Origin of the sequence: Microbacterium faecale, from assembly GCF_014640975.1 — a bacterium.
In the GTDB taxonomy this organism is placed as follows: Bacteria; Actinomycetota; Actinomycetes; order Actinomycetales; family Microbacteriaceae; genus Microbacterium; species Microbacterium faecale.
In genome coordinates, this window is the sequence record NZ_BMHO01000001.1 from 1,910,652 (window position 1) to 1,936,334 (window position 25,683).

Below are 25,683 nucleotides of genomic sequence, written 5' to 3' on the forward strand. Positions count from 1 at the left end.
CCTCCTTCTCCTGCGGATCGGAACCGTGATGCATGACGCTCGACGGCCCCGTGTGGCTCATGCTCTAGTCAAGCCCGGACCGGCTCGGAAGTGAAGGGGTTGACACCGATGCGCCGTGCGGTCGGCGGAGGCCGCCACTGGCCCATAAACCCGCTAGTTCTCGCTACACCCCGTAGTAGAGCTCGAATTCGTAGGGGTGCGGGCGCTGAGCGAGCGGGAGGATCTCATTCTCGACCTTGTAGTTGATCCAGGTCTCGATCAGCTCTTCGGAGAAAACGCCGCCTTCGAGAAGGAAGGCGTGATCCTGCCGCAGCGCCTCGAGGGCCTCGGGGAGCGTGGTGGGCAGCTGCGGGATGCCCTTCGCTTCTTCCGGCGGCAGCTCGTAGAGGTCCTTGTCGATCGGCGCCAGCGGCTCGATGCGGTTCTTGATGCCATCGATTCCCGCCATGAGCTGCGCGGCGAAGGCGAGGTACGGGTTCGACGACGCGTCGGGTGCGCGGAACTCGAGACGCTTCGCCTTCGGGTTGGCGCCCGTGAGCGGGATCCGGACGGCCGCCGAGCGGTTGCCGGCCGAGTAGACGAGGTTGATCGGCGCCTCGTAGCCCTTCACGAGCCGGTGGTACGAGTTGATCGTCGGGTTGGTGAAGGCGAGGACGGCGGGCGCGTGGGCGAGGAGACCGCCGATGTACCAGCGCGCGACGTCGGACAGCTGCGCGTAGCCCTGTTCGTCGAAGAAGAGGGGCTTGCCATCGAGCCACAGCGACTGGTGGGTGTGCATGCCGGAGCCGTTGTCGCCGAAGACGGGCTTGGGCATGAAGGTGGCGGTCTTGCCCCACTTGTCAGCGGTGTTCTTCACGATGTACTTGAACTTCAGGACGTCGTCGGCGGCGTGCACCATCGTGTCGAACTTGTAGTTGATCTCGGCCTGGCCGGGGGCGCCGACCTCGTGGTGGGCACGCTCCAGATCAAGGCCCACCTCGATGAGGTTCAATGAGATGTCGTCACGCAGGTCGGCCTGCTTGTCCACGGGCGGCACCGGGAAATATCCGCCCTTCGGCTGCGTCTTATTGCCGAGGTTGCCGCCTTCCTCCTCGCGGGCGCTGTTCCACGAGGCCTCGATGGAGTCGACCTGGTAGAAGCTCTTGCCGCCGCTGACCTCGTAGCGCACGTCGTCGAAGATGTAGAACTCGGCTTCGGGTGCGAAGAACGCGGTGTCGGCGATGCCCGTCGACTCGAGGTACTTCTCGGCCTTCTTGGCGACCTGGCGCGGATCCTTCGCATAGATCTCGCCGTTACGCGGGTTGTAGATATCGAAGATCATCACGAGCGTCTTGTGCGTACGGAACGGGTCGACGTACGCCGTTGTGACGTCGGGGATCAGCTGCATGTCTGACTCGTCGATTGACGCAAAGCCGCGGATCGAGGATCCGTCGAACATCTGGCCGACCGCGAAGAAGTCCTCGTCGACCGTCGACGCGGGGATGTTGAAATGTTGCTGGACGCCGGGGAGGTCGGTGAACCGGATGTCCAGGAACTTGACGTCCTCCTCCTTGATGAATGCGAGCACTTCGGAAGAGTCAGTGAACATGAAAGCTCCAGTTATGGGAATTGTCGGGCGGACCCGAGGCGGGCTGACCCGTCGAAACTACTCCGGGGCCGTTGCTCCGGAGTGTCTCGGATGTTTCCCCGATGTTACGGCGCACGCGATCGACGGGACAAACCGGCATCGCTGGTGTTCTCCCAGACGCGGCACACCGGCGCCTCAATAGGGTGGAGGAGTGACCCCCGATTCACGCGAACACGACTATCCCGGTAAGTCGATCGGGCTGCCGCGCAGTGGACCAGGCAGCATCGCGCCGCTCTCGCGCCGCGTCGGCGCGCTCGCGACGGACTGGATCGCTGTCGTGCTGCTGTCCGCGGCATTCTTCGACTACGCCTGGTGGTCGACGCTGGCGATCTTCTTCGTGATCCAGGCCGTGTTCATCCTCACGATGGCGGGGAGCCCCGGACACCGTCTGTGGGGAATGCGCGTGATTCGCCAGGGCGGCGGTTGGGCCGGTGTGTGGCGACCGCTCCTGCGGGCCCTGCTCACGGCGCTGGTGATCCCGGTCGCGATCTGGGATGAGGACCACCGCGGGCTTCACGACGTGCTCGCCGGCACGATCCTCGTCCGGCGCTGACCTCGCCCGCGGGCGTCAGCGGGGCTTGGGGGCGCGGACTTTCATCGGGTCGACGCCCTTCGGGATGGGGAGCGAGGACATCGCGCCCTGGGAGATCGAGTCGGTGCGCGCGATCAGCTGGGCCATGCCGCGTCGGTCGACGACCTTCGGCAGACGCTTGATCGTCTTGGCGAGTCGATCGATCGGCACGCTGTCTTCCTCACGTCCCACGTAGAACACGTTCACCGGCACGGCGTCGTGGGTGATGCGACGCGCGGTCGTGCGCTCCTTCTTGATGAGCTTCTCGAGGCGCTTGCGCGATCCTTCGCCGACGAGCACCACGCCGCCCCGCCCGACGGCGCGATAGACGCCGTCCTTCGACTTGGGGTTGAAGGAGACGGGCTCGTCGCCGCCGCGCCACTTCCGGCCGAGAAGGTTCGACACGACGTGGCCCGCCGCCCCCATCTGACCGTCGATCTGCGCGTACATCGCCTTCGTCGCGAGCCGGTTGAGCAACAGCATCGCGAAGATCATGCCCGCCATGAGACCCGTGAGGCCCCAGAAGATGTACGCCCACCAGCTCTGCTGCAGGACGGCGGCGAGACCGATCGCGATGCCGATGCCGGCGACGAGGATCAGGGGCAGGACCCACACGACCCACGGGTAGGGCTTGCGGGTGAACCCGATCAGGCTTTTGATCGTGCTGAAGATTCCCGGGCGCTTCTCGGCGGCGGGCGTGCGTGAGGCCATGGCAGACAGTTTACCGGCCCCGCAGGGTGCTTCCGGCGGCGTCGTGCCGCGCCCACAGGGGGCAACCTTCTGGATCCGTCCACAGCGGGGGTCGGGACGCTCGAGCGAAGCGACCGGGATCCGTCCAGGCTGGGACGCATGACAGTGCTTGCCGCGACGGATGAGGCCCAAGACGCGCTTCTCGGAGACCTGCGACGCATTCGCCGCATCGCGCCACCCGAGGTCCCTCTTCCGGCGACACGGGCGACGATCGGAGGCGAGACACTTCTGCTGGTGGACGCCGTCGACGCGGCCGGCTGGCCCGGGTGGAGCTGCGCGGGGGCCGAGCATCTCGCGGGACCGACCGACGTGCTTCGGCGCGACGACGGTCACGACGTCGTGCTCGCGGACCTCGCGGAGACCTGTGCGCACGCGTGTGGCGTCCGGGAGGAGGGCGGGACCGGCTGGCATCGGGGCGAGGTCGTGACGCTTGTCGTATCGATCCTCCGTGGTGTCGTCGAGGCGTCGCAGCGCGGACTGGCCGACGATGCTTCGGGCGGCTGGTGGATGACGCGCGATCGGCGCCCCGTCTTCGTTTTCGGCGGCGACGCCCGCGGTGTCGCCCCCATTGGGGAGGCGTCGCGCGATCTCGTCCGGCAGATCGTCGCCGCGTGCGACGATCGTGTCGTCTCGCGGGTGTGCGACGACATCCTCGTCGCCCTCGAACGGCCGGAAGGCGTCGAGCGAGCGATCGAACGCTTCGAACAGACGCTCTTCGATGCAGCCGCCCCGCAGCCCGTGGACCTCGAGCCGTCACGGGCGAGGGGCCGCGCCGGGCAGGAACCGCGCGTCATCCGGCCGGAGGACCCGGACCCATCGGGGCCGACACAGCGCGTGCGTGCGGTGCTGGAGAACCTGCTCGACGCGCGCGTCGCGGGGATCGTGGCGGATTCGATGGGATCCCTCGCCCGCCTCGTGGGTCGCCGTCGCAAACGTCGGCGGGAGGCCGCCCGTTCGTCTGCCGACGGCGGCCGGGAACGGAATCGCGGCCGCGTGGCGCTGGTCGCGGGGGCGGCCGCGATGATCGTGATCGCCGTCGGTGTGCTGTGGCCGAGCGATGACGCGGGCCGAGCGCAGGAGCAACCCGACGCTGACGCACGTGCTGCGCGGACCACCGCCCCGACTCCGGACGCCGGGAAGGCGGCCGGGCCTCACGAGGCCGACAAGACCGATCAGACCGTGGACGCGGCCCGTGTCGAGCTCGAGAACGAGCGACACCACGCCGCGCTCGTCGCGGACGACCCCGTGCGCGCGGCCCGCGCCTTGCTCGCCGGCACCGCCGGACTGTCGGGCGCCGCCGCCGATCCGGCATCAGACATCGAGCTCGTCGACGATTACGGAGCGGTTGCGCTCTTGGCGGTGCGCGCTGCAGCACGCGCTCCGCAGCTGCTCGTGATCGAACGTGTCGACGGCACGTGGCGCGTGCGGGATCTGTATCGACAGGGGAGCGCGTGAGGCGCGCCGACACGACGACGGCGGTCGCGACCGGAGTCGCGACCGCCGTCGTGCGGAGGTGTCAGATGCCGAGATCAGCGGCGAAGTTCGCCTCCTCGAGGCGGTTCTTGACCGCTCCGAGGTAACGCGCCGCGTCGGCACCGTCGATCGTGCGGTGGTCGTACGAGAGCGCGAGGTACACGTACGAGCGCACCGCGATCGCGTCCGCGCCGTCGACCTTCGCGATACCGGGACGCTTGAACACGATGCCGGTTCCGAGGATCGCCGACTGCGGCAGGAAGACCAGCGGGGTGTCGAAGAGCGCGCCGCGCGATCCCGTGTTGGTGATGGTGAACGTTCCGCCCGACAGGTCATCCGGCTTCAACTTGCTGTCGCGCGTGCGTGCGGCGAGATCCGCGATACCCGCGGCGATCTCGGCGAGGTTCTTCGACGAGGCGTCGCGCAGCACGGGCGTGTACAGGCCCTTGTCGGTGTCGACCGCGATCGAGAGGTTCTCGGCGTCGGGGTAGACGATCTTGTCGTCTTCCATCGTCGAGTTGATCACCGGGTACGCCTTGAGCGCCTCGACAGCGGCGAGCGAGAAGAACGGCAGGAAGGAGAGCTTGTTGCCCGTCTTCTCGAGGAACTCGGCCTTCTTCTCGTCGCGGAACTGCGCGAGCTTCGTGACGTCGACCTCGACGACGGTCGTCAGCTGAGCCGTCGTGTTGAGCGACTCGACCGCACGGCTGGCGATGACCTTCCGCAGGCGCGACATGGGCTCGGTCGTGCCGCGCAGGGGCGACGTCTCGAGCTTCGTGGCCGGTGCCGACGCGGTCTGCGTCTGCCCGGCGGAACCGGAGGAGGAAGCCGCGGCCAGCACGTCGTCCTTGCGGATACGACCGCCGACTCCCGAGCCCTTGACCGAGGTGAGGTCGACACCGTGCTGCGCGGCGAGCTTGCGCACGAGGGGCGTAACGTACACGCGCCCATCCGCGTCCTCGTCGGCAGCGGGCGTCGGTGCCGGCTTCTCCGCTTCTGCGGGCGTCTCGGGCTCCGACGCCTTCTCGGGCTCCGCGGCCTTTTCAGGCTCGGGGGCCTTCTCGGGTTCCGGAGCCTTTTCGGGCTCGGCAGCCTTTTCGGGCTCCGGGGCCTCTTCCTTCTCGGCCGGAGCCGCGGATCCGGAGCCGACGCGCGCGAGCACTGCGCCGACCTCGACCGTGTCGTCTTCGGCCGCCATGTGCTCGAGCACGGTGCCAGCGACGGGCGAGGGCACCTCGGTGTCGACCTTGTCGGTCGAGATCTCGAGGAGCGGCTCGTCGACGTCGACCGTGTCGCCAACCTGCTTGAGCCAGCGCGTGATCGTGCCCTCCGTGACGCTCTCACCGAGCTCGGGGAGGATCACGTCGGTCGCGTCGCCCGAGTCAGTCGGCGCGTCGCTCGACGCAGCCTCCTGCTCGGCGGGCTGCTCTTCGGCCTGCTCGGCCTCGGCGGGCGCCTCTTCGGTCTGCTCGGGCTCGGCGGCCTGCGGTGCGTCGTCTGCGGCAGCGGAGTCGTCGGAGGCGTCGCCGCCCGACCCTTCGCCGTCGCCGACCATCGCGAGTTCCGCGCCGACCTCGGCCGTCTCATCCTCCTGAACGAGGATCTTCTCGAGCACACCGGCGACGGGCGACGGGATCTCGGTGTCCACCTTGTCGGTGGAGACCTCGAGCAGCGGTTCATCGACCTCGACGGTGTCGCCGACCTGCTTCAGCCAGCGGGTGACCGTTCCCTCGGTGACGCTCTCGCCGAGAGCGGGGAGGACAACGGAAGTGCTCATATTCGAGTCTCCTTCAGGAAGGGAAAGTGCTTCTTTCAGCCTAATGGATCGGGGTGGACCTCACGCGTCATACGGTGATCCGCGCGCGAGCGTCGATCACATCGTGTGCAGGGGCGATCCAGCGAGGGCGAGGAATGCCTCGCCGAGCGCTTCGCTTTGGGAGGGGTGGGCATGGACGAGCGGCGCGATATCAGCCGGGTGCGCCTCCCATGCGACGGCGAGCTGCCCCTCCGTGATGAGCTCGCCGACGCGCTCGCCGACGAGGTGAACACCGATGACCGGGCCACCGTCGAGGGCGACAACCTTGACGAATCCTGAGCGCGCGGTGCTTCCCGCAGAGACGATCTCGGTCTTGGCGTTGCTCGACAGCGGCACCTCCTGCACGACCACCCGGCCGGAGCCGTGGGCCGCGATCGCCTGCGGTTCGGTCAGTCCCACCGAAGCGATCTCCGGGGTCGAGTAGGTCACCCGGGGGAAGAGGGCGTCGTCGAGCGGAGAGGGGGACAGTCCGGCGATCGTCTCGGCGACGAACGCGCCGTGTCGGAAGCCGCGGTGGGCAAGCTGCGGGCCCGCGACGATGTCGCCCACGGCCCACACGTGGGCGCCCGTCGTGCGCAGGGTGTCGTCGGTCGCGACGAAGCCGCGCTGCGTGTCGATCCCGAGCGTGTCCAGACCGAGTTCGCCGGTGGCAGGGGAGCGGCCGACAGCGACGAGGAGATAGTCGGCCTCGATGTGAGACGTGACCTCTTCACGCTCGATCGAGACCGTCACGCCCTCGCCGTTCTCCGTCGCGCCCGCGACGCGTGCACCGAGTTCGAGAGCGATGCCGCGACGACGGAGGGCTTTCTCGAGCGCTGCCGAGGAGGACGGATCCTCGTTCTGGATGAGGCCGTCCAGGGCCTCGACGATCGTGACCTCGGCGCCGAGGGTGCGCCAGGCGCTCGCGAACTCGACACCGATGACGCCGCCGCCGAGGACGACGACGCGACCGGGGGTCTCATCGAGCGCGAGAGCGGCGGTCGAGTCGAGGATTCGGCCGCCGAACTCGACACCGGGAACGGTGCGCGGCACCGCGCCGGTGGCGAGCACGACGTCCGTGCCGATCCAGCGATCCTCGCCGACGGCCACGGCAGGCCGACCGTCGGCGTCGGCGAGTACGCCGCGCCCGGTGACCACGGTGATGCCACGTGCGGCCACGAGCGACGACAGACCGCGGTGCTTGCCGTCGATCAGCTTCGTTCGCCACGCGCGTGCCGCGGCGGCGTCGATACCCCCGAGCGTCGCCTCGACGCCGACCGTGCCAGCGCGCCGGACGGTCTCGGCGACCTCCGCGGTATGCAGGAGAGCCTTCGTCGGCACGCACCCGCGGTGCAGGCACGTGCCGCCGAGGAGGTCCGCCTCGATGATGGCAACGGAGCTGCCGAGCTCAGCCGCGCGCAGCGCGGCCGCGTAGCCGCCGCTGCCGCCGCCGAGCACGACGAGATCGAAGGTGTGGTCGGTCATGCGGTGCCGCCCTCTCGTCAGCGTTCCTACGCCGTGCCGCCTGCGGCGACGAACTCGATGAGCGCGCGCGTGGAGGCGCCGGTCGGTCCCTTGTCGGTGAAGCCGAAGGGGCTCGTCGTGCTCATTCCGGATCCGGCGATGTCGAGGTGGACCCAGTCGATCTGCTCACCGTTCTTGTCGTTGTCGACCCGCCCGATGAAACGCTGCAGGAACAGGCCTGCATAGATCGTGCCGGCGGCGCGATTGCCGACGTTCGCGTTCTGCATGTCGGCGACGCGCGAATCGAGTTCGGGCTTCATGTGCTCCGCGAGCGGCAGGCGCCAGGCAGGCTCGCCCGTGCGCTCGGCGGCTGCGAGGAATGCATCGGGCGCCTCGCCGTGGCCGAGCACGCCGGTGTGGCGCGTGCCGAGGGCGACGAGGACGGCACCCGTCAGCGTCGCGACGTCCACGATCACATCCGGACTCTCTCGGCTCGCGGCGACGAGACCATCGGCGAGGACCAGCCGCCCTTCGGCGTCGGTATTGGTGACCTCGACGGTCGTGCCGTCGGCAATCGTCAGCACATCGCCCGGTCGTGTCGCGCGACCCGAGGGCATGTTGTCCGCGATGCACAACCAGGCCGTGACGCGCACGGGAAGCTCGAGCTCGGCGGCGGCGCGGACGACGGCGAGCACCTCGGCGGCGCCCGTCATGTCTTCCTGCATGCCGACCATGCTGGCGGCGGGCTTGAGGGAGAGTCCTCCCGTGTCGAACGTGATGCCCTTGCCGACGAGCGCAATGTGGCGCTCGGCACCGTCGGGTGCGTAGTCGAGGCGCACCAGGCGGGGCGGGCGCTCAGACCCGCGACCGACGCCGAGGATTCCGCCGAACCCGCCGTCGGCGAGCGCCTTCTCGTCCCATACGGTTGTCTGCACCGGCAGGTCGGCGACCGCGCTCGTCGCGACGTCCGCGAGCTGTTCCGGCGACTGGCGATCGGCGGGCGTCGAGACGAGATCCTTCACCAGGGCGACTGCCCGTGCGTGCGCACGCACAGGCGCAAGGTCCTCCTCGGACGCCGACTCCGGCGCGTGGACGACGATGCTGCTCGCGCGGCGTCCGTCAGCACGGCCTTCGTCGGATCCGCTCTTGAGCGAGTCGAATCGGTAGCCGCCGAGCGCGGCGCCCTCGGCAGCGGCGCTCCAGGCGCCATCGACCTCGGAGGCGACGTGAACGGCGAGGGTGTCGACGCCTGTCAGCTGGCGGACGGCGGCACCGACCTCGTCGCGGATGACGTGCGCGTCGGCGTCAGCTCCGAGCCCCACGACGGCGAGTGGCGCCGCGGTGAACTCAGGAGCGTAGACCCGCGCGAAGGAGCCCTTCTTGCCCGTGAAGGCGATCGCCTCGAGCGCGGGGCGCAGTCCGTCGAAGCCCTCGAGCGCGTCATCGTCGAGCGTCGGGACGGCGAGGACCAGCACGTCGGCTTCCTCGGCGGGGAAAGGGACATGGGTGATCGAAATATCCGGAAGGGGCATGCGAACCATCCTAGGTTCGCATCCGGAGCCGCGGGGGCGCGGGGGTCTCTAGACTGGGGGCATGGCTTGGAATCCGGAGATCTTCGACCGGGTGGCGAACGCTCCCGTCGTGCCGCCGCGCCTTCCGCTGGTCGTGCTCCTGACGGGCTTCACCGATGCGGGTGGCACCGTATCGAGCATCGTCGACTACATGCGGGACGATCTCGACCCGCAGCCCGTGGCCGTTTTCCGTAATGACGCTCTGCTCGACTACCGGGCGCGTCGCCCCGTGATTACATTCGACCAGGATCACCTGTCGGAGTTCCGGGCGCCGCGCCTCGAACTGTCGCTGGTGGCCGATGCGCTCGGACAGCCGTTCCTGCTGTTGTCGGGATACGAGCCGGACTTCGGGTGGGAGGGTGTCGTCGACGTGCTCCTCGCGCTGGCCGACGAGTTCGACGTGTCGACCATGACGTGGGTCCACGCGATCGCGATGCCGGTGCCGCATACGCGCGAGATGACGACCACGGTGAGCGGATCGCGCGCCGACCTCGTCCAGGCGCACTCCGTCTGGAAGCCGCGCACGCAGGCGCCGGCGACGCTCGGGCATCTCATCGAGTTCCGGATGTCGGAGGACGGATACCCGGTCGCGGGATTCGTCATGCTCGTGCCGCACTACCTCGCCGAGACCGACTTCCCTGGAGCGACCCTCGCGGCGCTCGACCGCCTCATGACCGCAACGGGCCTCGTCTTTGCGCTCGATGGCGTTCGCGAGGAACATCGCGCATATCTCGGCCGTGTCGAAGACCAGATCGCGAACAACGACGAGCTCGCACGCATGGTCGAGGCGCTCGAGGAGCGCTTCGACTCGTACATGGCGGCCGACGGTCAGACGGGCGCGGCAGACGACCAGCGATTCGATGAGGGCGACCTGCCGAGTGCCGACGAGCTCGCCGCCGAGCTCGAGCGTTTCCTCGCCGACCGTCCCGGAGATGACGAAGGTCTGTTCTAGGGAATACGGGAGGTCTCGGCGGCGTTGTCACCGATGCGGTGATGACTGGTCGTGAGCCACCGCATTTGTATGAGAGAATGATGGCCCGCGCCGTTGTCGGCTCCACGCTTTCGAGCGTTGGACTTGACAAGGGCCTTAATCGTGTTCGAACACACCCGGAGCGCTGGCGCCAGGCGACATCCGGCGAAAGGTGAAGCGTGACTCCTGCCACGAAGACCACGAAGACCGACGAGAAGATGGCCGAGACGGCCGAGAAGACCACAGCAGCCAAGAAGACCGCGGCCAAGAAGCCGGCCGCGAAGAAGCCTGCGGCGAAGACAACGGCCGCGAAGACAACGGCCGCGAAGAAGACGACTGCGTCCGCGGAGAAGAAGACCACCGCGGCTGCGGCGAAGAAGACGACTGCGTCGGCAGCCAAGCGCACGGCGGCGAAGGAGCCGGCCGACAAGGCTAAGCCCGCGCGCAAGCGGAAGACCGACGTCGTCGACGAGATCATCGCCGAGTCGACCCCCGAGGTCGAAGAGCAGCCGAAGCCGAAGACCGAGCAGAAGGAACCGCTCCCCACCGGCGCGATCGTCATCAGCTCCTCCGAGGAGGAGGACGTGCCGGTCTACTCGACGCAGATCACGGGCGCGACGGCCGACCCTGTCAAGGACTACCTGAAGCAGATCGGCAAGGTGCCGCTGCTGAACGCGGCCGAAGAGGTCGACCTGGCGATGCGCATCGAGGCGGGCCTCTTCGCGGAGGAGAAGCTGTCGAAGATGTCGGCGGCCGAGAAGTCCACGCAGCTCGGACTCGACATGCAGTGGGTGTCCCGCGACGGCAAGCGCGCGAAGAGCCACCTCCTCGGCGCGAACCTCCGCCTCGTCGTCTCGCTGGCGAAGCGCTACACGGGGCGCGGCATGCAGTTCTTGGACCTCATCCAGGAGGGCAACCTCGGCCTGATCCGCGCCGTCGAGAAGTTCGACTACACCAAGGGCTTCAAGTTCTCGACCTACGCGACGTGGTGGATCCGCCAGGCGATCACCCGCGCGATGGCCGACCAGGCCCGCACCATCCGTATCCCGGTGCACATGGTCGAGGTCATCAACAAGCTCGCCCGCGTGCAGCGCCAGATGCTGCAGGACCTCGGTCGCGAGCCCACGCCTGAGGAACTCGCCCGCGAGCTCGACATGACGCCCGAGAAGGTCGTCGAGGTGCAGAAGTACGGCCGCGAGCCCATCTCGCTGCATACCCCGCTCGGCGAGGACGGCGACAGCGAGTTCGGCGACCTCATCGAGGACACCGAGGCGGTCGTGCCGGCCGATGCTGTCGGCTTCACGATGCTGCAGCGGCAGCTCGAGGGTCTGCTCGACTCCCTGTCCGAGCGAGAGGCGGGCGTGATCCGCATGCGCTTCGGGCTCGGTGACGGACAGCCGAAGACGCTTGACCAGATCGGCGACACGTTCGGCGTGACACGCGAGCGCATCCGCCAGATCGAGTCCAAGACGATGGCGAAGCTGCGCCACCCGAGCCGGTCGCAGTCGCTGCGGGACTACCTCGAGTGAGCGGCGAGGCGAACGAGGGCAAGTCCCTCGAGGTCTCGGTCGACGATAAGACGTACTTGCGGATCCCGATCCGCACGCGCGTCATCATGCCGGGGGACCAGCTGGACGACGTCATCCGCGAGTATGCCGAGGGGCACACACAGCGCGGCGACATCCTCTTCGTGACCGAGAAGATCGTAGCGATCATGCAGGGACGCTCCTACATGATGAGCGAGATCCGCCCCCGGCGCCTTGCCGCTTTCCTCTCGCGCTTCGTGACGAAGACCGCGTACGGCATCGGACTGGGCATTCCCGAGACGATGGAGTTCGCCCTGCGCGAGGTCGGCGCCCCGCGGATCCTGTTCGCTGCCGCCGTCTCGGCCGTCACGAAGGTGTTCGGTCGCCGCGGCGACTTCTACCGGATCGCCGGTGAGAAGGCTCGCGCGATCGACGGTCCCACGCCGGGCACCATCCCGCCGTACAACGAGGCTGTCGTCCTCGGCCCTGAGGATCCGCACGGTGTCGCGCGCGACGTCAAGCGGATCGTCGGCTGCGACGTCGCCGTCGTCGACATCAACGATCTCGGCGGGAACATTCTCGGGACCACCCTCGACAAGGGCGCCGAGCGTCTGCTCGCGCGGATCCTCAGCGATAACCCCCTCGGGCAGGGACATCAGTCCACGCCGATGGGGATCATCCGGCGGGCCTAGCTCATTTTTCCTGCGCGCTTCGGTGCGCTGCGGTGCGTTGCGCGGATGGTCTCGCGGCGCCGCAGTCCCCCGGATCCGCAGAAGCGGATCCTCCCCGCTGCGCGCCCGTGCACCGCTACGCGGCGCACGGGGACCCCGAACGCGCGGCGTGGGCCCACCGCCAGGCCCGATGCCAGCGGCGCCGCGAGACCACCCGCTCCGCCTCGTGGCCGGAGTGCATCGGGCGTCGTGAGCGCGAACGTTGCTGCGCTTGTCGCGGGCCGCTTGCCGTTCGTCGCGGGCGTTCCCGGGCTTCTCGCGCGTCAGAATCCGATGGCGGCGCGGTAGCGCGCCTTGTGGCCCGTGCGGATCCCCGACACGCTCGGCTTGTTCTCGTAGACGCCCGCGCCCCAGTTCCCCTCGACGAGCACGGGGCCGTCGTTCGTGACGACGACGTCCCATCCGGCGTACTGCACGTCGGGGTTGACGCGAGCCGCCTCGTCGACCAGGGCGATGGCCTCGGCGAAACGGGGCAGCTGGAAGTCCGCGATCCGGTAGCCGGTATCGGGATGTGCCTCGTGGACGTTCGCGTGAGAGTCGTATCCGGCGCTCATCGCGTGACCCGTATCGGGGTCGAGCATCGTATAGAAGCCGCCGTACGACATCTGGTCGCTGACCTCGCCGCGGCCGAACTTCTGGGCGATCGCGAGCATATGGACGTCGGTTCCGTCGAAGAACGCCGTAATGCGCGTGGTGTTGACGGTGCCGGGGCAGACGGCAGCGATGTCGTCGTGCTGCGCGATGACCTCTTCGAGCAGGATCTCGTCGCCCGCGATCAGCCGCGCGTGGAAAGCCGACCAGTCATCGATTTCCTCTGCGCGGTACCGTCGGACGCCGAGGCCCATGTGGCTGACCGGCACCTTCGCGATGACGGCGCCGTGCTGTTCGACGAAGGCGCGGACCTCCTCGGCGTTGCCGTCCTCGACGACGAGCCAGGCCCGCTTCAGGAAACGGTCGAACTGACGGTTGAAGGCGATCTTATCTTCGAAGATGCGACGACCGGCGGGGCGCGAGTATGCCTGCGCGAGCTGCATGGACACGGGATGCGTCATGAAGGTGGCGCGCTCGGCGGCCGTGAGCGACGCGAAGTCGAAGTCGACGTAGTCCTGGAAGGCGACGTCCTTGCGGGCCGCCTGCCACAGCATGTCGACGACGACAGCGGGCACCGCCTTGCCGTGCTCGTCACGCACCTCCTTGGCGCGGTCGATGACGGCGCCGATGTCGATGCGTCGGGCGCGCTCGGCGAGGTAGCGAAGTTTCGGTCCGAGGGCGAGGCCGTTCGCGGGCATGGATCCTCCGGGTCGGCGTCAGGCGGTCGGGCGCGCGCACGGGTTGAGCGTCCGCGAAGCGGCCGGGTCATAGTCTAGGTGGGATGACCCCGTCCAAACTGGCGAACAGCCGCCCGCGCGTGCGCGTGTCGCGATCGGCGCTCGCGGATAACATCGCTCGCGCACGGCAGAGCGAGCCGAGCTCCGCCGTGGATCTGCGTCGCGACGCGTGCGGGCACGGTGCCGCCATCGTCGCCGCCGCGGCGCGCGAGGCCGGCGTGACGACGGCGATCGTCGACGCGGGCGAACCGCCCCACGGGCTCGACGCCGTGACGGGCCGCGCGCTGTCACTCGAGGCTGTCTTCGGCATCGACGGCGAGGGTGTCCCGGCGATGACGTTCGCCGCTCCGGTGCTGCAGACGAAGCCGCTCCTCGCCGGTGACGGCGTTTCGTACGGGTACCTGCATCGAGCCGAGAAGGCCACGCGCGTCGCTCTTGTCGCCGGTGGGTACGCGCAGGGCGTCGCCCGCGCGATCGGTTCGCGCGCGTCCGTGGTGATCGCCGGATCCGAGCGCCCGATCATCGGCCGCGTCGCGATGGACGTCTGCGTCGTCGACGTCGGGAACGCGCCCGTGAGCCCGGGGGACGAGGCCGTGTACTTCGGCAGCGCGGCGCCGCAGTCGCTCGCGCGATGGGCAGAGGCGAGCGGATGGACCATGCTCGAGCTCGTCGCGATCGTGGGCCTCGGAGCCGAGCGGGAAGAGACCCCGTGATCTCCGCCGAGCTGCGCGTCGATCTCGACCGGTTGCGACGCAACGTGCGGGCCGTGCGCGCCCGGATGGCTCCCGCCGAACTCCTCGTCGTCATCAAGGACGATGCGTACGCCCAGGGCGTCGAGCCGATCGTCACGGCGGCCCTCGACGCGGGTGCGGTCTGGTTCGGCGGCATCGACCTGCCGAGCGCGGTCCGCGCGAAGCGCACGGCGGGCGATCGCGCGCGCGTGCTGTGCTGGATGACGCTGGCGGAGGCGGAAGCCGAGGCCGCCCTCCGCTCAGGACTTGAGGTCGGCGTCGGCGACGCCGACTACCTCGATCGCATCGCGCGCGCGACCGAGACGACCGCGACGTGCGCCCGCGTGCACCTCAAGATCGACACCGGACTCCACCGCAACGGCGTCCGACCGGAAGCGTGGAACGCGTTCTGCGCCCGTGCTGCAGCGCTCGAGCGCGCGGGCCGGATCCGCGTGGTCGGTATCTGGACGCACATCGCCGAGGCGAGCGACGCGGAGGACGACGCCTCTCGGTCGGCCTTCGACGATGCGGTCACCGCGGCCGAGCGCGCGGGGCTCGACGCCGAGGTGCGGCACCTCTCCGCGAGCGCGGCCGCGTGGCACCGCCCCGAGTTCCGGTACGACCTCGTGCGGATCGGAGCCTTCTGTTACGGGATCCGATCCGAGCACGGCCCCGACATCCCCGGCGTCGCACCGATCTCTTCGCTCGTGGCGCGGGTGACGGAGCTCGGCGACGTCGCCACGGTCGGCGTCGGATCGGTGGACGGGTACCCGTCGTCCGCCGGCGGCCGGATCAGCGTCGCGACGCCCGGCGGAGTGCGCCAGCTCGTTCGGGTGGATCCGTTCTCGTCACTCGTCGAACTCTGGGATGGCGCAGCGATCGGCGACGAGGTCATCATGTTCGGCCCCGGCGACGCCGGGGAGCCGACACCCACTGATCTGGGTGAGGCGACCGGAACGGTGGGGGAGGAACCGTTGCTGCGCGTCTCGCCGCTGGTGCCGCGCGTCTACGACAAGGGCGCCTCCCCGAGCGGGGAGACGCCCTTGTCGAGGTGACGGGGTGTGCGTCAGTCCTGAAGCTTGGCGGTCTCGTCGTGCCAGTTCGTGGCCACTTCGCGCAGCTTCTCCTCGAACTTTCGTCCGTGGTGTGCGCAGTACAGCAACTCGCTGCCGCCGACTTCGGCTGCGATGTAGGCCTGCGCTCCGCAGGCATCGCACCGGTCAAGGGCGGTCAGGCGGTGGGAGACAGAAGCTTCGGCTGTCGTAGTTGCAGTCATCGGGTTGCCTCCTTCTCGGTTCGTCTCAGGTGAGGCGTTACTCCATACAACCACGGGACACCGTCAGGGATTCCCTGCAAGGCGCGTGTTTCGCGCTGGGCGTACGCGCCCGGCCTCAGTCGGCGCGACCCGGGTGTGTCCCCGGGGCGCTCGGAGCGTTCGAAGATAAGATCGAATCTTGTGACAGCCGAGTATTCCGCCCATCATCTCCAGGTCCTCGAAGGACTGGAGGCCGTCCGTAAGCGGCCGGGAATGTACATCGGGTCGAACGGATCGCCGGGGCTCATGCACTGCCTGTGGGAGATCATCGACAACGCGGTCGACGAGGCTGTCGCGGGCAACGGCGACCGAATCGTCGTGGTCCTCCGCGAGGACGGCAGCGTCGAGGTGCAGGACAGCGGTCGCGGCATCCCCGTTGACGTCGAACCGCGCACGGGGCTGACCGGCGTCGAGGTCGTCTTCACGAAACTGCACGCCGGTGGAAAGTTCGGCGGTGGCTCGTACGCGGCCTCGGGCGGTCTGCACGGCGTGGGCGCGTCGGTCGTCAACGCGCTCAGCGAGCGTCTCGACGTCGAGGTCGACCGCGGCGGCAAGACGTACGCGATGAGCTTCCACCGCGGCGAACCCGGCGAGTTCACGGACGCGGGCGAACCGCGTCCTGACGCCCCCTTCGCTCCGTTCCGGAACAGGAGCGAGCTGCGCGTCGCCGGCAAGGCCAAGAAGGGCGTCAGCGGCACGCGCGTGCGCTATTGGGCGGACGGGCAGATCTTCACGAAGGACGCGGCGTTCCAGTACGACGAGCTCGTGACGCGAGCGCGCCAGACGGCGTTCCTCGTGCCGGGGCTGGAGATCGTCATCCGCGACGAGCGTCCCGACGCAGACCCCGATGGTGGGGTGCGCGAGACTTCCTACCGATACGAGGGCGGCCTCGGGGAGTTCGTCGAATTCCTGTCGACGGACGCGCCCGTCACCGACACGTGGCGCCTCGACGGCACGGGAAACTTCACCGAGCGGGTGCCGACGCTGCAGCCGGACGGATCCATGATGTCGACCGAGGTCGAGCGCGAGTGCCGCGTCGACATCGCCCTGCGCTGGGGAACGGGCTACGACACGCACATGCGATCGTTCGTGAACATCATCGCGACACCCAAGGGGGGTACGCACCAGCAGGGCTTCGAACAGGAGCTGACGAAGCAGCTCCGCGCCGAGGTCGAGAAGAACGCGCGACGACTGAAGGTCGGCAGCGACAAGCTCGAGAAAGACGACGTCCTCGCGGGGCTCACGGCCGTGCTCAACGTCAGCATCCCGGAGCCGCAGTTCGAGGGACAGACGAAGGAGGTGCTGGGCACGCCCGCCGTGCGCAGCATCGTTGCCAAGGTCGTCCGCGAAGGGATGAAGGCGCGTTTCACGTCGACGAAGCGCGACGACAAGAACCAGGTCTCGATGCTGCTCGACAAGGTCGTCAGTGAGATGAAGGCGCGCGTCTCGGCGCGCGCCCACAAGGAGACGCAGCGTCGCAAGAACGCGCTCGAGTCATCGTCGCTGCCCGCGAAGCTCATCGACTGCCGGTCGAACGACATGTCGAACTCCGAGCTGTTCATCGTCGAGGGCGATTCCGCCCTCGGCACCGCCCGCAAGGCGCGCGACAGCGAGTATCAGGCGCTGTTCCCGATTCGCGGCAAGATCCTCAACACGCAGAAGGCCTCGATCGGCGACATGCTGTCGAACGCCGAGTGCGCAGCGCTGATCCAGGTGGTCGGCGCCGGGTCGGGGCGCTCGTTCGACATCGACGCGGCGCGCTACGGCAAGGTCATCATGATGAGCGACGCCGACGTTGACGGCGCGCACATTCGCACGCTGCTGCTGACGCTGTTCTACCGCTACATGCGGCCGCTCATCGAAGCAGGGCGGGTGTACGCCGCCGTTCCGCCGCTGCACCAGGTCATCGTGCAGCACCCCGGCTCGAAGCCCAATGAGACGATCTACACGTACAGCGACCGCGAGTTGACGGCACTGCTTGCCAAGCTGCGCAAACAGAACAAGAAGTGGCGAGAGCCGATCCAGCGCTACAAGGGCCTCGGCGAGATGGACGCGGATCAGCTCGCGGACACCACCATGTCGCGCGACGGCCGCCTCCTGCGCCGCGTGCGGATGGAAGACGCGGAGGCCGCCGGTCACGTCTTCGAGATGCTCATGGGCAACGAGGTCGCCCCGCGCCGTGAATTCATCGTCCAGGGCGCGGCGCAGCTCGACAAGGAAGCGATCGACGCGTAGGCGCGCGCGGCCGGTCCGTGGGATGGGCGCGTGGCTCCGCCCCATAGACTTGTGCTCGTGATCCCGCTTTCGGTACTCCTGTTCGTCAACGCCGCGTTCAATCTCCTGACGTGGCCCAACTTCTTCCGACGTGTGGTGAACGACCCGCGGGCGCGCGATGAGAACGGCAAGGTCACGACGTTCTACACCGTGCACGCGGTCCTGTTCGCGCTGGCCATGGTGATCGCGCTGATCTCGATCCTGGCCGGCATCGCGGCTCTCGTGGGCGCCCTCTGACCTCTGGAGAATGACGCGTCAGAGAAGGATCAGCGCAGAAGGTCGGCTAGCGCAGATTCCAGCGTCGGGTAGCGGAAGGCGAAGCCCCGCTCGGCGAGCACCGACGAAGTCGTGTGTCGGCCGGTGAGGGCGAGGAGCGGATCCGTCCGGAGGCCGATCGACGCGAGACGCAGCACGAACTCGGGTGTCGGGAGCCCGAACGGCACGCCAATCGCCTCGCGCAGGCGGCGCATCAGCTCCTCGTTGCGCACCGGGTTCGGCGTCGCGGCGATGACGGGCGCGTCCGGGAGGGTCACGTCGGAATCCAGGCCCAGGGCCGCGCGGGCGACGCGCAGCCAGTCGTCGATGTGGATCCAGCTGAACCACTGACGCCCGCTTGCGATCGGACCGCCGAAGCCGAGCTTCGCGGGCAGCAGCAGGCGGTTCAGAGCCGGCGTTCCGCGATCGAGCACGATCGACGTGCGGATCGTGACGCGATGCGTCGCGTTCGCTCCCCGTGCCGCCGCCTCCCACGGCAAGACGACGCCCGTCATCTGGGGGAGGCCCGAGATGGGATCCGGCGTCTCCTCGGTGATGTGCTGCTCGCCTGAGTCGCCGTAGATCGCCGTCGTCGACGCCTGCAGCCAGCGGTCGACCGGACGCGTAAGGCGCCCGGCCGCCTCGACGAGCGCCTCGGTTGCGATGACCCGGGACTCGCGGAGCGCGCGAATGTTCTCCTCGGTCGGGCGGCAGTCCACGAGCTTCCCGGCAAGGTTCACGACCGCGAGCTCGCCGTCCGTCTCCAGCGCATGCGCCCACGCACCGACGTCGCGCGGATCCCAGCCGACCTCGGTCGTGCCGGTGATGCGGTGGTGTCCGGGACGGCGTGTGAGGACGACGACCTCGTGCCCGGCGTGCAGGAGGTCCATGGCGAGTGCGCGCCCGAGCGCGCCCGTTCCTCCGGCGATCACGACCTTCATAACCGCGACGCTACCGGATCCGCGAACGCATGCGCCCTTCGCAGGCGAACACGCGGCTCCGGCGCCTCGAGCGGAGAACGCGCTGTTCGGCGGTTGCGTCTTCTCTACAGCGTGCGGCCGATCGTGGTGACCGGCGCCTCGAGGGGCTGACCGGATCCGTCGCGTTTCGCGAGTGTCATCGGCAGCTTGCGCACGGCTCCCTTGGCGTCGAGGGCGTAGGCAGGATCCGGACCCGCCCAGGCGACCTGCAGCCGGTCTTCGCCCTTCAGGAACGCGTGTGCGCGGACGCCTCCGGTACCGCGGCCCTTCGCCGGATACTCACCGAAGTCGCTGGTCTTCGCGCGGCCGGCGTCGGTGCCCGCGAGGGTGCCCTCCGCCGCGGAGACGGTCACCACGACGTTGCCGTCACCATTGACCGCACCGAAGAACAGCACGGACGCGTTCGCGCTGAGTTTGACGCCCGCCATGCCTGCCGCCGCGGCGCCCTGGGGACGTACGGCCGAGGCGGGGAAGCGCAGCAGACGCGCATCGGTCGTGACGAACACGAGGTCGGCCTCGTCGGCCGCAGTCGCGACGCCGACGACACGGTCGCCGGGCTTGAGCGCGATGACGTCGACGCTCGGGCGAATCGCGACGCCGGACGGTACGACCCGCTTGACGGTGCCCTGCGCGGTGCCGATCGCCACCGGAGCGTCAGATGTGAGCTCGACGAGGCCGACGATCTCTTCGCCCTTCTCGGTGAGTCCGACGTAATCGCGGAGGCGCTGACCAGCACCGAGCGAGATCGACGTGGGCGGGACCGACGGCAGGTCGATGGGGGAGAAGCGCACCATCCGCCCGGCGGAGGTGAGGGCGCCGATCTCGCCGCGGATCGTGCCGCGCGCCGTCGACAGGATCGCGTCGTGCTTGCTGCGACGCGCGGGCGGAGCGATCTCCTCGCCTCCCGGCGTATCCACGCGTACGGCCCGCCCCGTGGTCGACAGCGCGACGAGCGTCGGCGCGTCGGCGATCTGCAGATCCTGCTCGGTCGCCTTGGCCGATCGCTTCGGCTGCGGCTTGGCATTCATGAGCACCGTGCGGCGGGGGGTTCCGAGCTCATCCGCGACCTCCTCGAGCTCCGTCGCCACGCGCTGGCGGATGAGCGCGTCGGATCCGAGCAGCTCCTCGAGCGCCGCGATCTCCGCGCGCAGGTCGTCGCGCTCGGTCTCGAGCTCGATCCGTGAGAACTTCGTCAGCCGACGCAGGCGCAGCTCGAGGATGTACTCGGCCTGCACCTCGTCGAGGTCGAACACCTGGCACAGGCGCGTGCGCGCCTCGTCGCTGGTCTCAGACGACCGGATGACCTCGATGACCTCATCGATGTCGAGGATCGCGACGAGCAGGCCCTCGACGAGGTGGAGGCGATCGCGGCGCTTGGCGAGGCGGTGCACCGTCCGACGGGTGACGACCTCGATCCGATGATTGACGTACACCACGAGCATCTCGCGCAGACCGAGCGTGGACGGCTGCCCGTCGACGAGGGCCACGTTGTTGAAGCCGAACGAGTCCTCGAGCGGCGTCAGGCGGTAGAGGCGCTCGAGGACGGCCTCCGCGTCGAAGCCCGTCTTGATGCCGATGACGAGGCGCAGTCCGTGCTTGCGATCGGAGAGGTCGTTGACGTCGCTGATGCCCTGCAGCTTCTTCGCCTGCACGGCGTCCTTGAGCTTCTCGATGACGCGTTCCGGACCCACCATGTACGGCAGCTCCGTGACGACGATGCCGGTGCGGCGCGGACCGATCTGCTCGATGCGCGTCTTCGCACGGACCTTGACGGATCCGCGACCGGTCTCATACGCGTCGCGGATGCCGTCGAGCCCCATGATCACGCCGCCCGTGGGGAAGTCAGGACCAGGAACGAACTGCATGAGCTCTTCGGTCGTGGCGTCGGGGTTCTCGAGCAGGTGGGTCGCGGCGCTGACGACCTCATTGAGGTTGTGCGGTGCCATATTCGTCGCCATGCCGACTGCGATGCCCGTCGCACCGTTGACGAGGAGGTTGGGATAGGCGGCGGGCAGCACCTCGGGCTGTGTGTACTGGCCGTCGTAGTTCGGCACGAAGTCGACGACATCCTCGTTGAGGTTCTCCGTCATGCGCATCGCGGCGCGGTCGAGGCGCGCCTCCGTGTAGCGCGACGCCGCCGGGCCGTCGTCGAGGGATCCGAAGTTGCCGTGGCCGTCGACGAGCGGCAGGCGCATCGCGAAGTCCTGCGAGAGGCGCACGAGCGCGTCGTAGATCGCGGTATCGCCGTGCGGGTGGAGCTTGCCCATCACGTCGCCGACGACGCGTGCGCTCTTGACATGGCCGCGATCGGGCCGCAGGCCCATCTCGGCCATCTGGTAGAGAATGCGTCGCTGCACCGGCTTGAGGCCGTCGCGCGCGTCGGGGAGCGCTCGCGAGTAGATGACGGAGTACGCGTACTCGAGATAGGAGCCCTGCATCTCGGTCTCGAGCGCGATGTCCTCGATCCGCTCGTTCGTCGGTGCGGCAGATTCCTGCTTGCGCGCCATGCAGCCCTCTCTGGTGGAACGTGGTGAGCCGGGCGAGAAAACGGGTGTGCCAGACTGGCCCGGATGCCGAAAATCTTACCCGCGCGCCCTGCCAAGGCCCGGAATCTCGCCGGAGTGGCGACCGAGATGGTCCGGTCGCTGGGGGCGCGAGGTGACTGGCTTGCGCCGGCGGAATCGGCTGTCGCGATCGTCGTCGATGGCCTCGGCGCGATCCAGCTGCGCGCCCACGCGGCGCACGCCCGTCACCTGGCACGCGCCATGGGGCGCCGGCAGGTGGCGCAGACGGTGTTTCCCTCGACCACCGCCGCGGCGCTCGGATCGTTCCTGACGGGCGTCTGGCCCGGGGAACACGGCCTCGTGGGGTACCGCGTGCTCGATCCGGATCGTGACCGGCTGACGAACCAGCTCAACGGCTACGAGAAGGACGGCCTCGAACCCGCGACCTGGCAGCGCGCGTCGACGGTGTTCGAGCGCGCCGAAGGGATCCGCAGTTATTCCGTGGGTCATTCCGAGTACCGCGCGACGGGGTTCACCCAGGCGCTGCAGCGTGGCGCCGAGTTCGTCGCGGAAGACGACCTCGCGGGACGCGTGCAGGTGGCCTGCGCACTCGCATCGCAGCACCCCGGGGCGTTCGTGTACTGCTACATTCCCGAGCTGGACAAGGCGGGACATCGCCACGGAGTCGACTCTGACGCGTGGCGAAGGACGCTCGAGGCGATCGACAGCGCGATCCGCCCGGTCCTCTCGCTGCCGCACGACGTCGGCGCCCTCGTGACAGCGGATCACGGCATGGTCGATGTCCCGCGAAGTCGTCATGTGCTGCTGCGCGCGGGCGATTCGCGTCTGGCCGGTGTGCGGCACCTCGGCGGCGAACCGCGTCTCGTCCACGTCTATGCCGACAGCGGAGTCGACATCGATGACCTCGCGGCGCGGTGGCGCGAGGAATCCGGCGCGTACGCGGATGTGTCGACGCGCGACGAGGCGATCGCGGACGGGCTATTCGGGGCATCTGTCGCCCCGCACGTGCGGGGGCGGATCGGGGACGTGCTCGTCGCCGCGCGTGGTGCCGTCGCGTTCTACGACGATCGACTGCGCAACAAGGATCCGCAGAAGATGATCGGGCAGCACGGATCCGTGACCCCCGAGGAGATGACGGTGCCCCTCATCCGCTTCGGCGCGTACGCCGACTGACGGGCGCGACCGGCCGGATCAGTCGTCGCCGCGTGCGCCGAAGACGATCTCGTCCCATGAGGGCATCGATGGGCGCCCGCGGCGTCGCGAGGAGTCGGCGCGCGGCGCGTCATCGTCCGCGGATGTGGCACGGGGAGGTTCCTCGGGCTGCTCCTCCCGCGCGGGGGTCTCCTCAGCGGGCGGCGGCGTCTCCTCGAGGTTCGGATCGATCGAGGAGAACATCGCGAGCGGACGGTGCGGGCGGTCCTCGGGCTCCTCGTCCGAGTCCTCGGCAGCCGACGGGGGCGTCTCGCGCTGGCCGCGCTTGCGGCGCAATGCCTCGAGCAGGTCGGCCGTTTCAGTCGGGCGCTCGGGTTCGGGTGCGGGGGCGGGGTCCTCTTCGTGGAACGTGTGGTCGTCGAACGACGAGGCGTCCTTCTCGTCCTGTGCCACGTCGAGTGCACGCAGACGGGGGATGAGCGTATCGCTCGCCATCCGGCCCTGGCGCGAGAGCTGCGCGGCGTCGTCGTTCGCCGGGGCAAGCGCACTGCGACGCGGGTCGAAACTCCAGCGAGCGTCGCGCTCGATACCGGAGGCCTCAAAGGTGAGCTTCACGACCCACCCGTCATCGGTCTTCCAGCTCGTCCAGCTCTCCTGCGTCGCCGACACGTCGGCGAGCTTCTGCCGGATCGCATTCCCGAATGTCGGATTCTCATCCTGATCGACGCCGATACCCGTCAGAACGGGCATCGCGAGCGCGCGATCCACGATGTGCTCGCGCTCGGCGAGGACGGGGCCCTCGAAGAGACGCACCTTTTCGATCTCGTACGAGAGCAGCTCGGCGACCTCTTCGGCGGTGAGTCCGGCTCGGAAATGGGCCTGGATCTCCCGCGGGCTCGGTCCGACCTGCTGCGGACGCGGCTCGACCACGACGCGCGCCTTGCGCACCTCCTGGTTGAGCATGTCGTCGATCTCGAGAGTGAAGCGCTGTCCCTGCTCGGTGGCGAGGACGAGGCGCTGTCCCTCCGTACCCACGATGGTCAGCTGTTCCATCCTGCTCCTCTCCGCCGTGTGCGCACTGGGCGCATCGCACACATGGTGTCACGCGCGCGCTCTGAAACGGGGAATAACGCAGGCGCGCCGCACGTTTGCTCGGAATGAGATGGTCTGCGACGCGCCGAAGCGAGTACGTGCATTTGCGATTCCCGGCTCCGTCGTGCAGACTGTCGCCGCCCCGCGCACTGCGGTATGTCGACATCAGATGTCGATCACGCAGACGATGATCCATGACGAAGCGACCCAAGCGACGGCGACCGGGGCATCCAATCCATCCACACCCACCCGAGAGAAGTGACTCCTGGCGATGGCAACTGACTACGATGCACCGCGCAACAAGAACGAAGACGAGGGCAGCGAGTCGATCGAAGCCCTCAAGGCGGCGCGGTCGAACCAGAACACGGCGGTCGAGAACGACGACGCCGACAATCCGAGCATCGTCCTCGGCGGAAACGACCTGTCGAACGTCGAACTCGACGTCGTCGTTCTTCCCCCGCAGCAGGACGAGTTCACCTGTATGGAGTGCTTCCTGGTGAAGCACCGTTCGCAGATCGACCACGTCGGTGACGCCGGCGCGATCTGCCTCGACTGCTCCTAACGGGCGTCCTGCTCCGCTGCGGCGCGCTGAGCGCGCCGCAGCGCGGCGATCACGCGGTCGGGCGTGCGCGTCGAGATCGTCCACGACGTGACGGGATCGTCCGGATCCGTGTTCTCCACGACGACGACGCCCTCGATGCCGCCGCGGATCATGTACCACCCGCGCGGATCCAACGCTACGCCTCGCGCGCGGCGTCCTTCGTCGCCCAGATGGCCGACCGCCTCTCCGAGATGCGCGACATCGATATGGGCGCGCCCGGCGCGCAGTTCGCGTCCGGAGATCTCGACGACCGGCGCCACGGCGATCATCACCGCGATGAGAAGGATGGCGACCGCGAGACCGATCGACAGCGACACCGTCTGGTCGATGGGGACGGCGACGAGTGCCACCATGGGCGCGACGATCGCTGCGGCCGCGAGGATCTTGAGCGACGGCGTGAGCCGTTCGCGATAGACGGCCAGATCGCGAGGCCGAGTCTCGGACGAAGCAGTGGACTGGTGCATTACCCTCGATGCGTGAGTGAAACCGTGGACGTCCCCATTGTCGCATCCCACGTGCCGGTCTACGCGCACCCCGGCGATGCCGGAGCCGACCTCGTCTCGACCGTCTCGGTGCGGCTCGAAGCGGGGGAGCGCGCGCTTGTCCCCACCGGGGTGCGAATCGCGTTGCCCGAGGGCCATGCGGCGTTCGTTGTGCCGCGGTCCGGGCTGGCCGTCAAACACGGCATCACCATCGTCAACTCTCCCGGCACGATCGATGCGGGCTACCGTGGGGAGATCAAGGTCGTCCTCCTCAACACCGATCGCGCGGAAGCGTACGAGATCGAGGCGGGCGACCGCATCGCGCAGCTGATTGTCTCGCCCGTCGCGCAGGCGCGTTTCCTGCCAGTCGACGACCTGGACGAGAGCGTGCGCGGCGAGGGCGGGTTCGGATCCTCCGGCTACGCCGGCGCGACGACGAACTGAAGCGAAGAAGGAACCAGAGGCGAGAT

The 25,683-nt window shown here is 68.6% G+C and carries 23 protein-coding genes; 12 read left to right on the forward strand and 11 right to left on the reverse strand.

The window, feature by feature from the left end; translation table 11 throughout:
- Positions 1-163: 163 nt before the first annotated feature.
- Entirely contained in the window at positions 164-1,588 is a 1,425-nt protein-coding gene (gene glnA / locus IEW87_RS09010; RefSeq protein WP_188711910.1) for a type I glutamate--ammonia ligase, read from the reverse strand.
- A gap of 190 nt (positions 1,589-1,778) precedes the next feature.
- On the opposite strand from glnA, the gene IEW87_RS09015 reads away from it, so the two are divergent.
- A complete protein-coding gene (locus IEW87_RS09015) occupies positions 1,779-2,180 on the forward strand; it encodes an RDD family protein (protein ID WP_188711911.1) in 402 nt (133 codons plus the stop codon).
- Positions 2,181-2,195: 15 nt separating this feature from the next.
- Here IEW87_RS09015 and IEW87_RS09020 read toward each other — a convergent pair whose 3' ends face one another.
- Complete coding sequence (locus IEW87_RS09020; RefSeq protein WP_188711912.1) at positions 2,196-2,909, reverse strand: DUF4191 family protein; 714 nt, start codon at positions 2,907-2,909, stop codon at positions 2,196-2,198.
- A gap of 138 nt (positions 2,910-3,047) precedes the next feature.
- Between IEW87_RS09020 and IEW87_RS09025 the strand changes: the two genes are divergently transcribed.
- Positions 3,048-4,403 carry a hypothetical protein gene (locus tag IEW87_RS09025; RefSeq protein WP_188711913.1) on the forward strand — a complete coding sequence of 452 codons (1,356 nt, stop codon included), beginning with the start codon at positions 3,048-3,050 and terminating at the stop codon, positions 4,401-4,403.
- Positions 4,404-4,464: 61 nt separating this feature from the next.
- Here the strand turns inward: IEW87_RS09025 and sucB are convergent, their stop codons facing one another.
- From sucB to IEW87_RS09040, 3 genes are all read right to left on the reverse strand, one after another.
- A complete protein-coding gene (gene sucB, locus IEW87_RS09030) occupies positions 4,465-6,198 on the reverse strand; it encodes a 2-oxoglutarate dehydrogenase, E2 component, dihydrolipoamide succinyltransferase (protein ID WP_188711914.1) in 1,734 nt (577 codons plus the stop codon).
- Between the two features lie 96 nt (positions 6,199-6,294).
- Complete coding sequence (gene lpdA / locus IEW87_RS09035; protein ID WP_188711915.1) at positions 6,295-7,701, reverse strand: dihydrolipoyl dehydrogenase; 1,407 nt, start codon at positions 7,699-7,701, stop codon at positions 6,295-6,297.
- Between the two features lie 26 nt (positions 7,702-7,727).
- Positions 7,728-9,212 (reverse strand): leucyl aminopeptidase, encoded by a 1,485-nt coding sequence (locus IEW87_RS09040; RefSeq protein WP_188711916.1) that lies wholly within the window; start codon positions 9,210-9,212, stop codon positions 7,728-7,730.
- A 61-nt stretch (positions 9,213-9,273) separates the two neighbouring features.
- Between IEW87_RS09040 and IEW87_RS09045 the strand changes: the two genes are divergently transcribed.
- From IEW87_RS09045 to IEW87_RS09055, 3 genes are all read left to right on the forward strand, one after another.
- A complete protein-coding gene (locus IEW87_RS09045; protein WP_188711917.1) occupies positions 9,274-10,203 on the forward strand; it encodes a proteasome assembly chaperone family protein in 930 nt (309 codons plus the stop codon).
- 197 nt (positions 10,204-10,400) lie between these two features.
- A complete protein-coding gene (locus IEW87_RS09050; protein WP_188711918.1) occupies positions 10,401-11,750 on the forward strand; it encodes an RNA polymerase sigma factor in 1,350 nt (449 codons plus the stop codon).
- Positions 11,747-12,439, forward strand: a complete 693-nt coding sequence (locus tag IEW87_RS09055; protein WP_188711919.1) for a coenzyme F420-0:L-glutamate ligase — start codon at positions 11,747-11,749, stop codon at positions 12,437-12,439. The genes IEW87_RS09050 and IEW87_RS09055 overlap by 4 nt, the downstream gene beginning before the upstream one ends.
- Before the next feature lie 302 nt (positions 12,440-12,741).
- Here IEW87_RS09055 and IEW87_RS09060 read toward each other — a convergent pair whose 3' ends face one another.
- Positions 12,742-13,767: a sugar-transfer associated ATP-grasp domain-containing protein gene (locus tag IEW87_RS09060; RefSeq protein ID WP_188711920.1), complete on the reverse strand. Its 1,026-nt coding sequence runs from the start codon at positions 13,765-13,767 to the stop codon at positions 12,742-12,744.
- A gap of 83 nt (positions 13,768-13,850) precedes the next feature.
- On the opposite strand from IEW87_RS09060, the gene IEW87_RS09065 reads away from it, so the two are divergent.
- Together IEW87_RS09065 and IEW87_RS09070 are read left to right on the forward strand one after the other, a co-directional pair.
- Positions 13,851-14,519 (forward strand): alanine racemase, encoded by a 669-nt coding sequence (locus IEW87_RS09065; RefSeq protein WP_188711921.1) that lies wholly within the window; start codon positions 13,851-13,853, stop codon positions 14,517-14,519.
- Complete coding sequence (locus IEW87_RS09070; protein ID WP_229731054.1) at positions 14,516-15,592, forward strand: alanine racemase; 1,077 nt, start codon at positions 14,516-14,518, stop codon at positions 15,590-15,592. The genes IEW87_RS09065 and IEW87_RS09070 overlap by 4 nt, the downstream gene beginning before the upstream one ends.
- An 11-nt stretch (positions 15,593-15,603) precedes the next feature.
- Here IEW87_RS09070 and IEW87_RS09075 read toward each other — a convergent pair whose 3' ends face one another.
- Entirely contained in the window at positions 15,604-15,813 is a 210-nt protein-coding gene (locus tag IEW87_RS09075) for a DUF7455 domain-containing protein (RefSeq protein ID WP_188711922.1), read from the reverse strand.
- A 180-nt stretch (positions 15,814-15,993) separates the two neighbouring features.
- Between IEW87_RS09075 and IEW87_RS09080 the strand changes: the two genes are divergently transcribed.
- Positions 15,994-18,087, forward strand: a complete 2,094-nt coding sequence (locus IEW87_RS09080; protein WP_188711923.1) for a DNA gyrase/topoisomerase IV subunit B — start codon at positions 15,994-15,996, stop codon at positions 18,085-18,087.
- A gap of 57 nt (positions 18,088-18,144) precedes the next feature.
- Positions 18,145-18,363, forward strand: coding sequence for an SCO4848 family membrane protein (locus tag IEW87_RS09085; RefSeq protein ID WP_188711924.1), 219 nt, complete (start codon positions 18,145-18,147; stop codon positions 18,361-18,363).
- A gap of 29 nt (positions 18,364-18,392) precedes the next feature.
- Here IEW87_RS09085 and IEW87_RS09090 read toward each other — a convergent pair whose 3' ends face one another.
- Both IEW87_RS09090 and IEW87_RS09095 read right to left on the reverse strand, forming a co-directional pair.
- The gene (locus IEW87_RS09090) at positions 18,393-19,322 is read right to left on the reverse strand and encodes an epimerase (RefSeq protein WP_188711925.1); all 930 of its coding nucleotides are present in this window, start codon (positions 19,320-19,322) and stop codon (positions 18,393-18,395) included.
- A gap of 104 nt (positions 19,323-19,426) precedes the next feature.
- Entirely contained in the window at positions 19,427-21,868 is a 2,442-nt protein-coding gene (locus tag IEW87_RS09095; protein ID WP_229731055.1) for a DNA gyrase/topoisomerase IV subunit A, read from the reverse strand.
- Between the two features lie 63 nt (positions 21,869-21,931).
- Here IEW87_RS09095 and IEW87_RS09100 point away from each other — a divergent pair, with 63 nt between their 5' ends.
- Positions 21,932-23,059 carry an alkaline phosphatase family protein gene (locus tag IEW87_RS09100; RefSeq protein WP_188711926.1) on the forward strand — a complete coding sequence of 376 codons (1,128 nt, stop codon included), beginning with the start codon at positions 21,932-21,934 and terminating at the stop codon, positions 23,057-23,059.
- 18 nt (positions 23,060-23,077) lie between these two features.
- On the opposite strand, the gene sepH is transcribed toward IEW87_RS09100, so the two are convergent.
- On the reverse strand, positions 23,078-24,091 hold the full coding sequence (gene sepH, locus IEW87_RS09105; protein ID WP_188711927.1) for a septation protein SepH: 1,014 nt from the start codon (positions 24,089-24,091) through the stop codon (positions 23,078-23,080).
- Positions 24,092-24,401: 310 nt separating this feature from the next.
- Here sepH and IEW87_RS09110 point away from each other — a divergent pair, with 310 nt between their 5' ends.
- A complete protein-coding gene (locus IEW87_RS09110) occupies positions 24,402-24,692 on the forward strand; it encodes a DUF4193 domain-containing protein (protein WP_188711928.1) in 291 nt (96 codons plus the stop codon).
- On the opposite strand, the gene IEW87_RS09115 is transcribed toward IEW87_RS09110, so the two are convergent.
- Entirely contained in the window at positions 24,689-25,195 is a 507-nt protein-coding gene (locus IEW87_RS09115; protein ID WP_188711929.1) for a DUF3093 domain-containing protein, read from the reverse strand. The two genes, IEW87_RS09110 and IEW87_RS09115, sit on opposite strands and share 4 nt — an antisense overlap.
- Positions 25,196-25,207: 12 nt before the next feature.
- Here IEW87_RS09115 and dut point away from each other — a divergent pair, with 12 nt between their 5' ends.
- Complete coding sequence (gene dut / locus IEW87_RS09120) at positions 25,208-25,657, forward strand: dUTP diphosphatase (protein ID WP_188711930.1); 450 nt, start codon at positions 25,208-25,210, stop codon at positions 25,655-25,657.
- Positions 25,658-25,683: the final 26 nt, after the last annotated feature.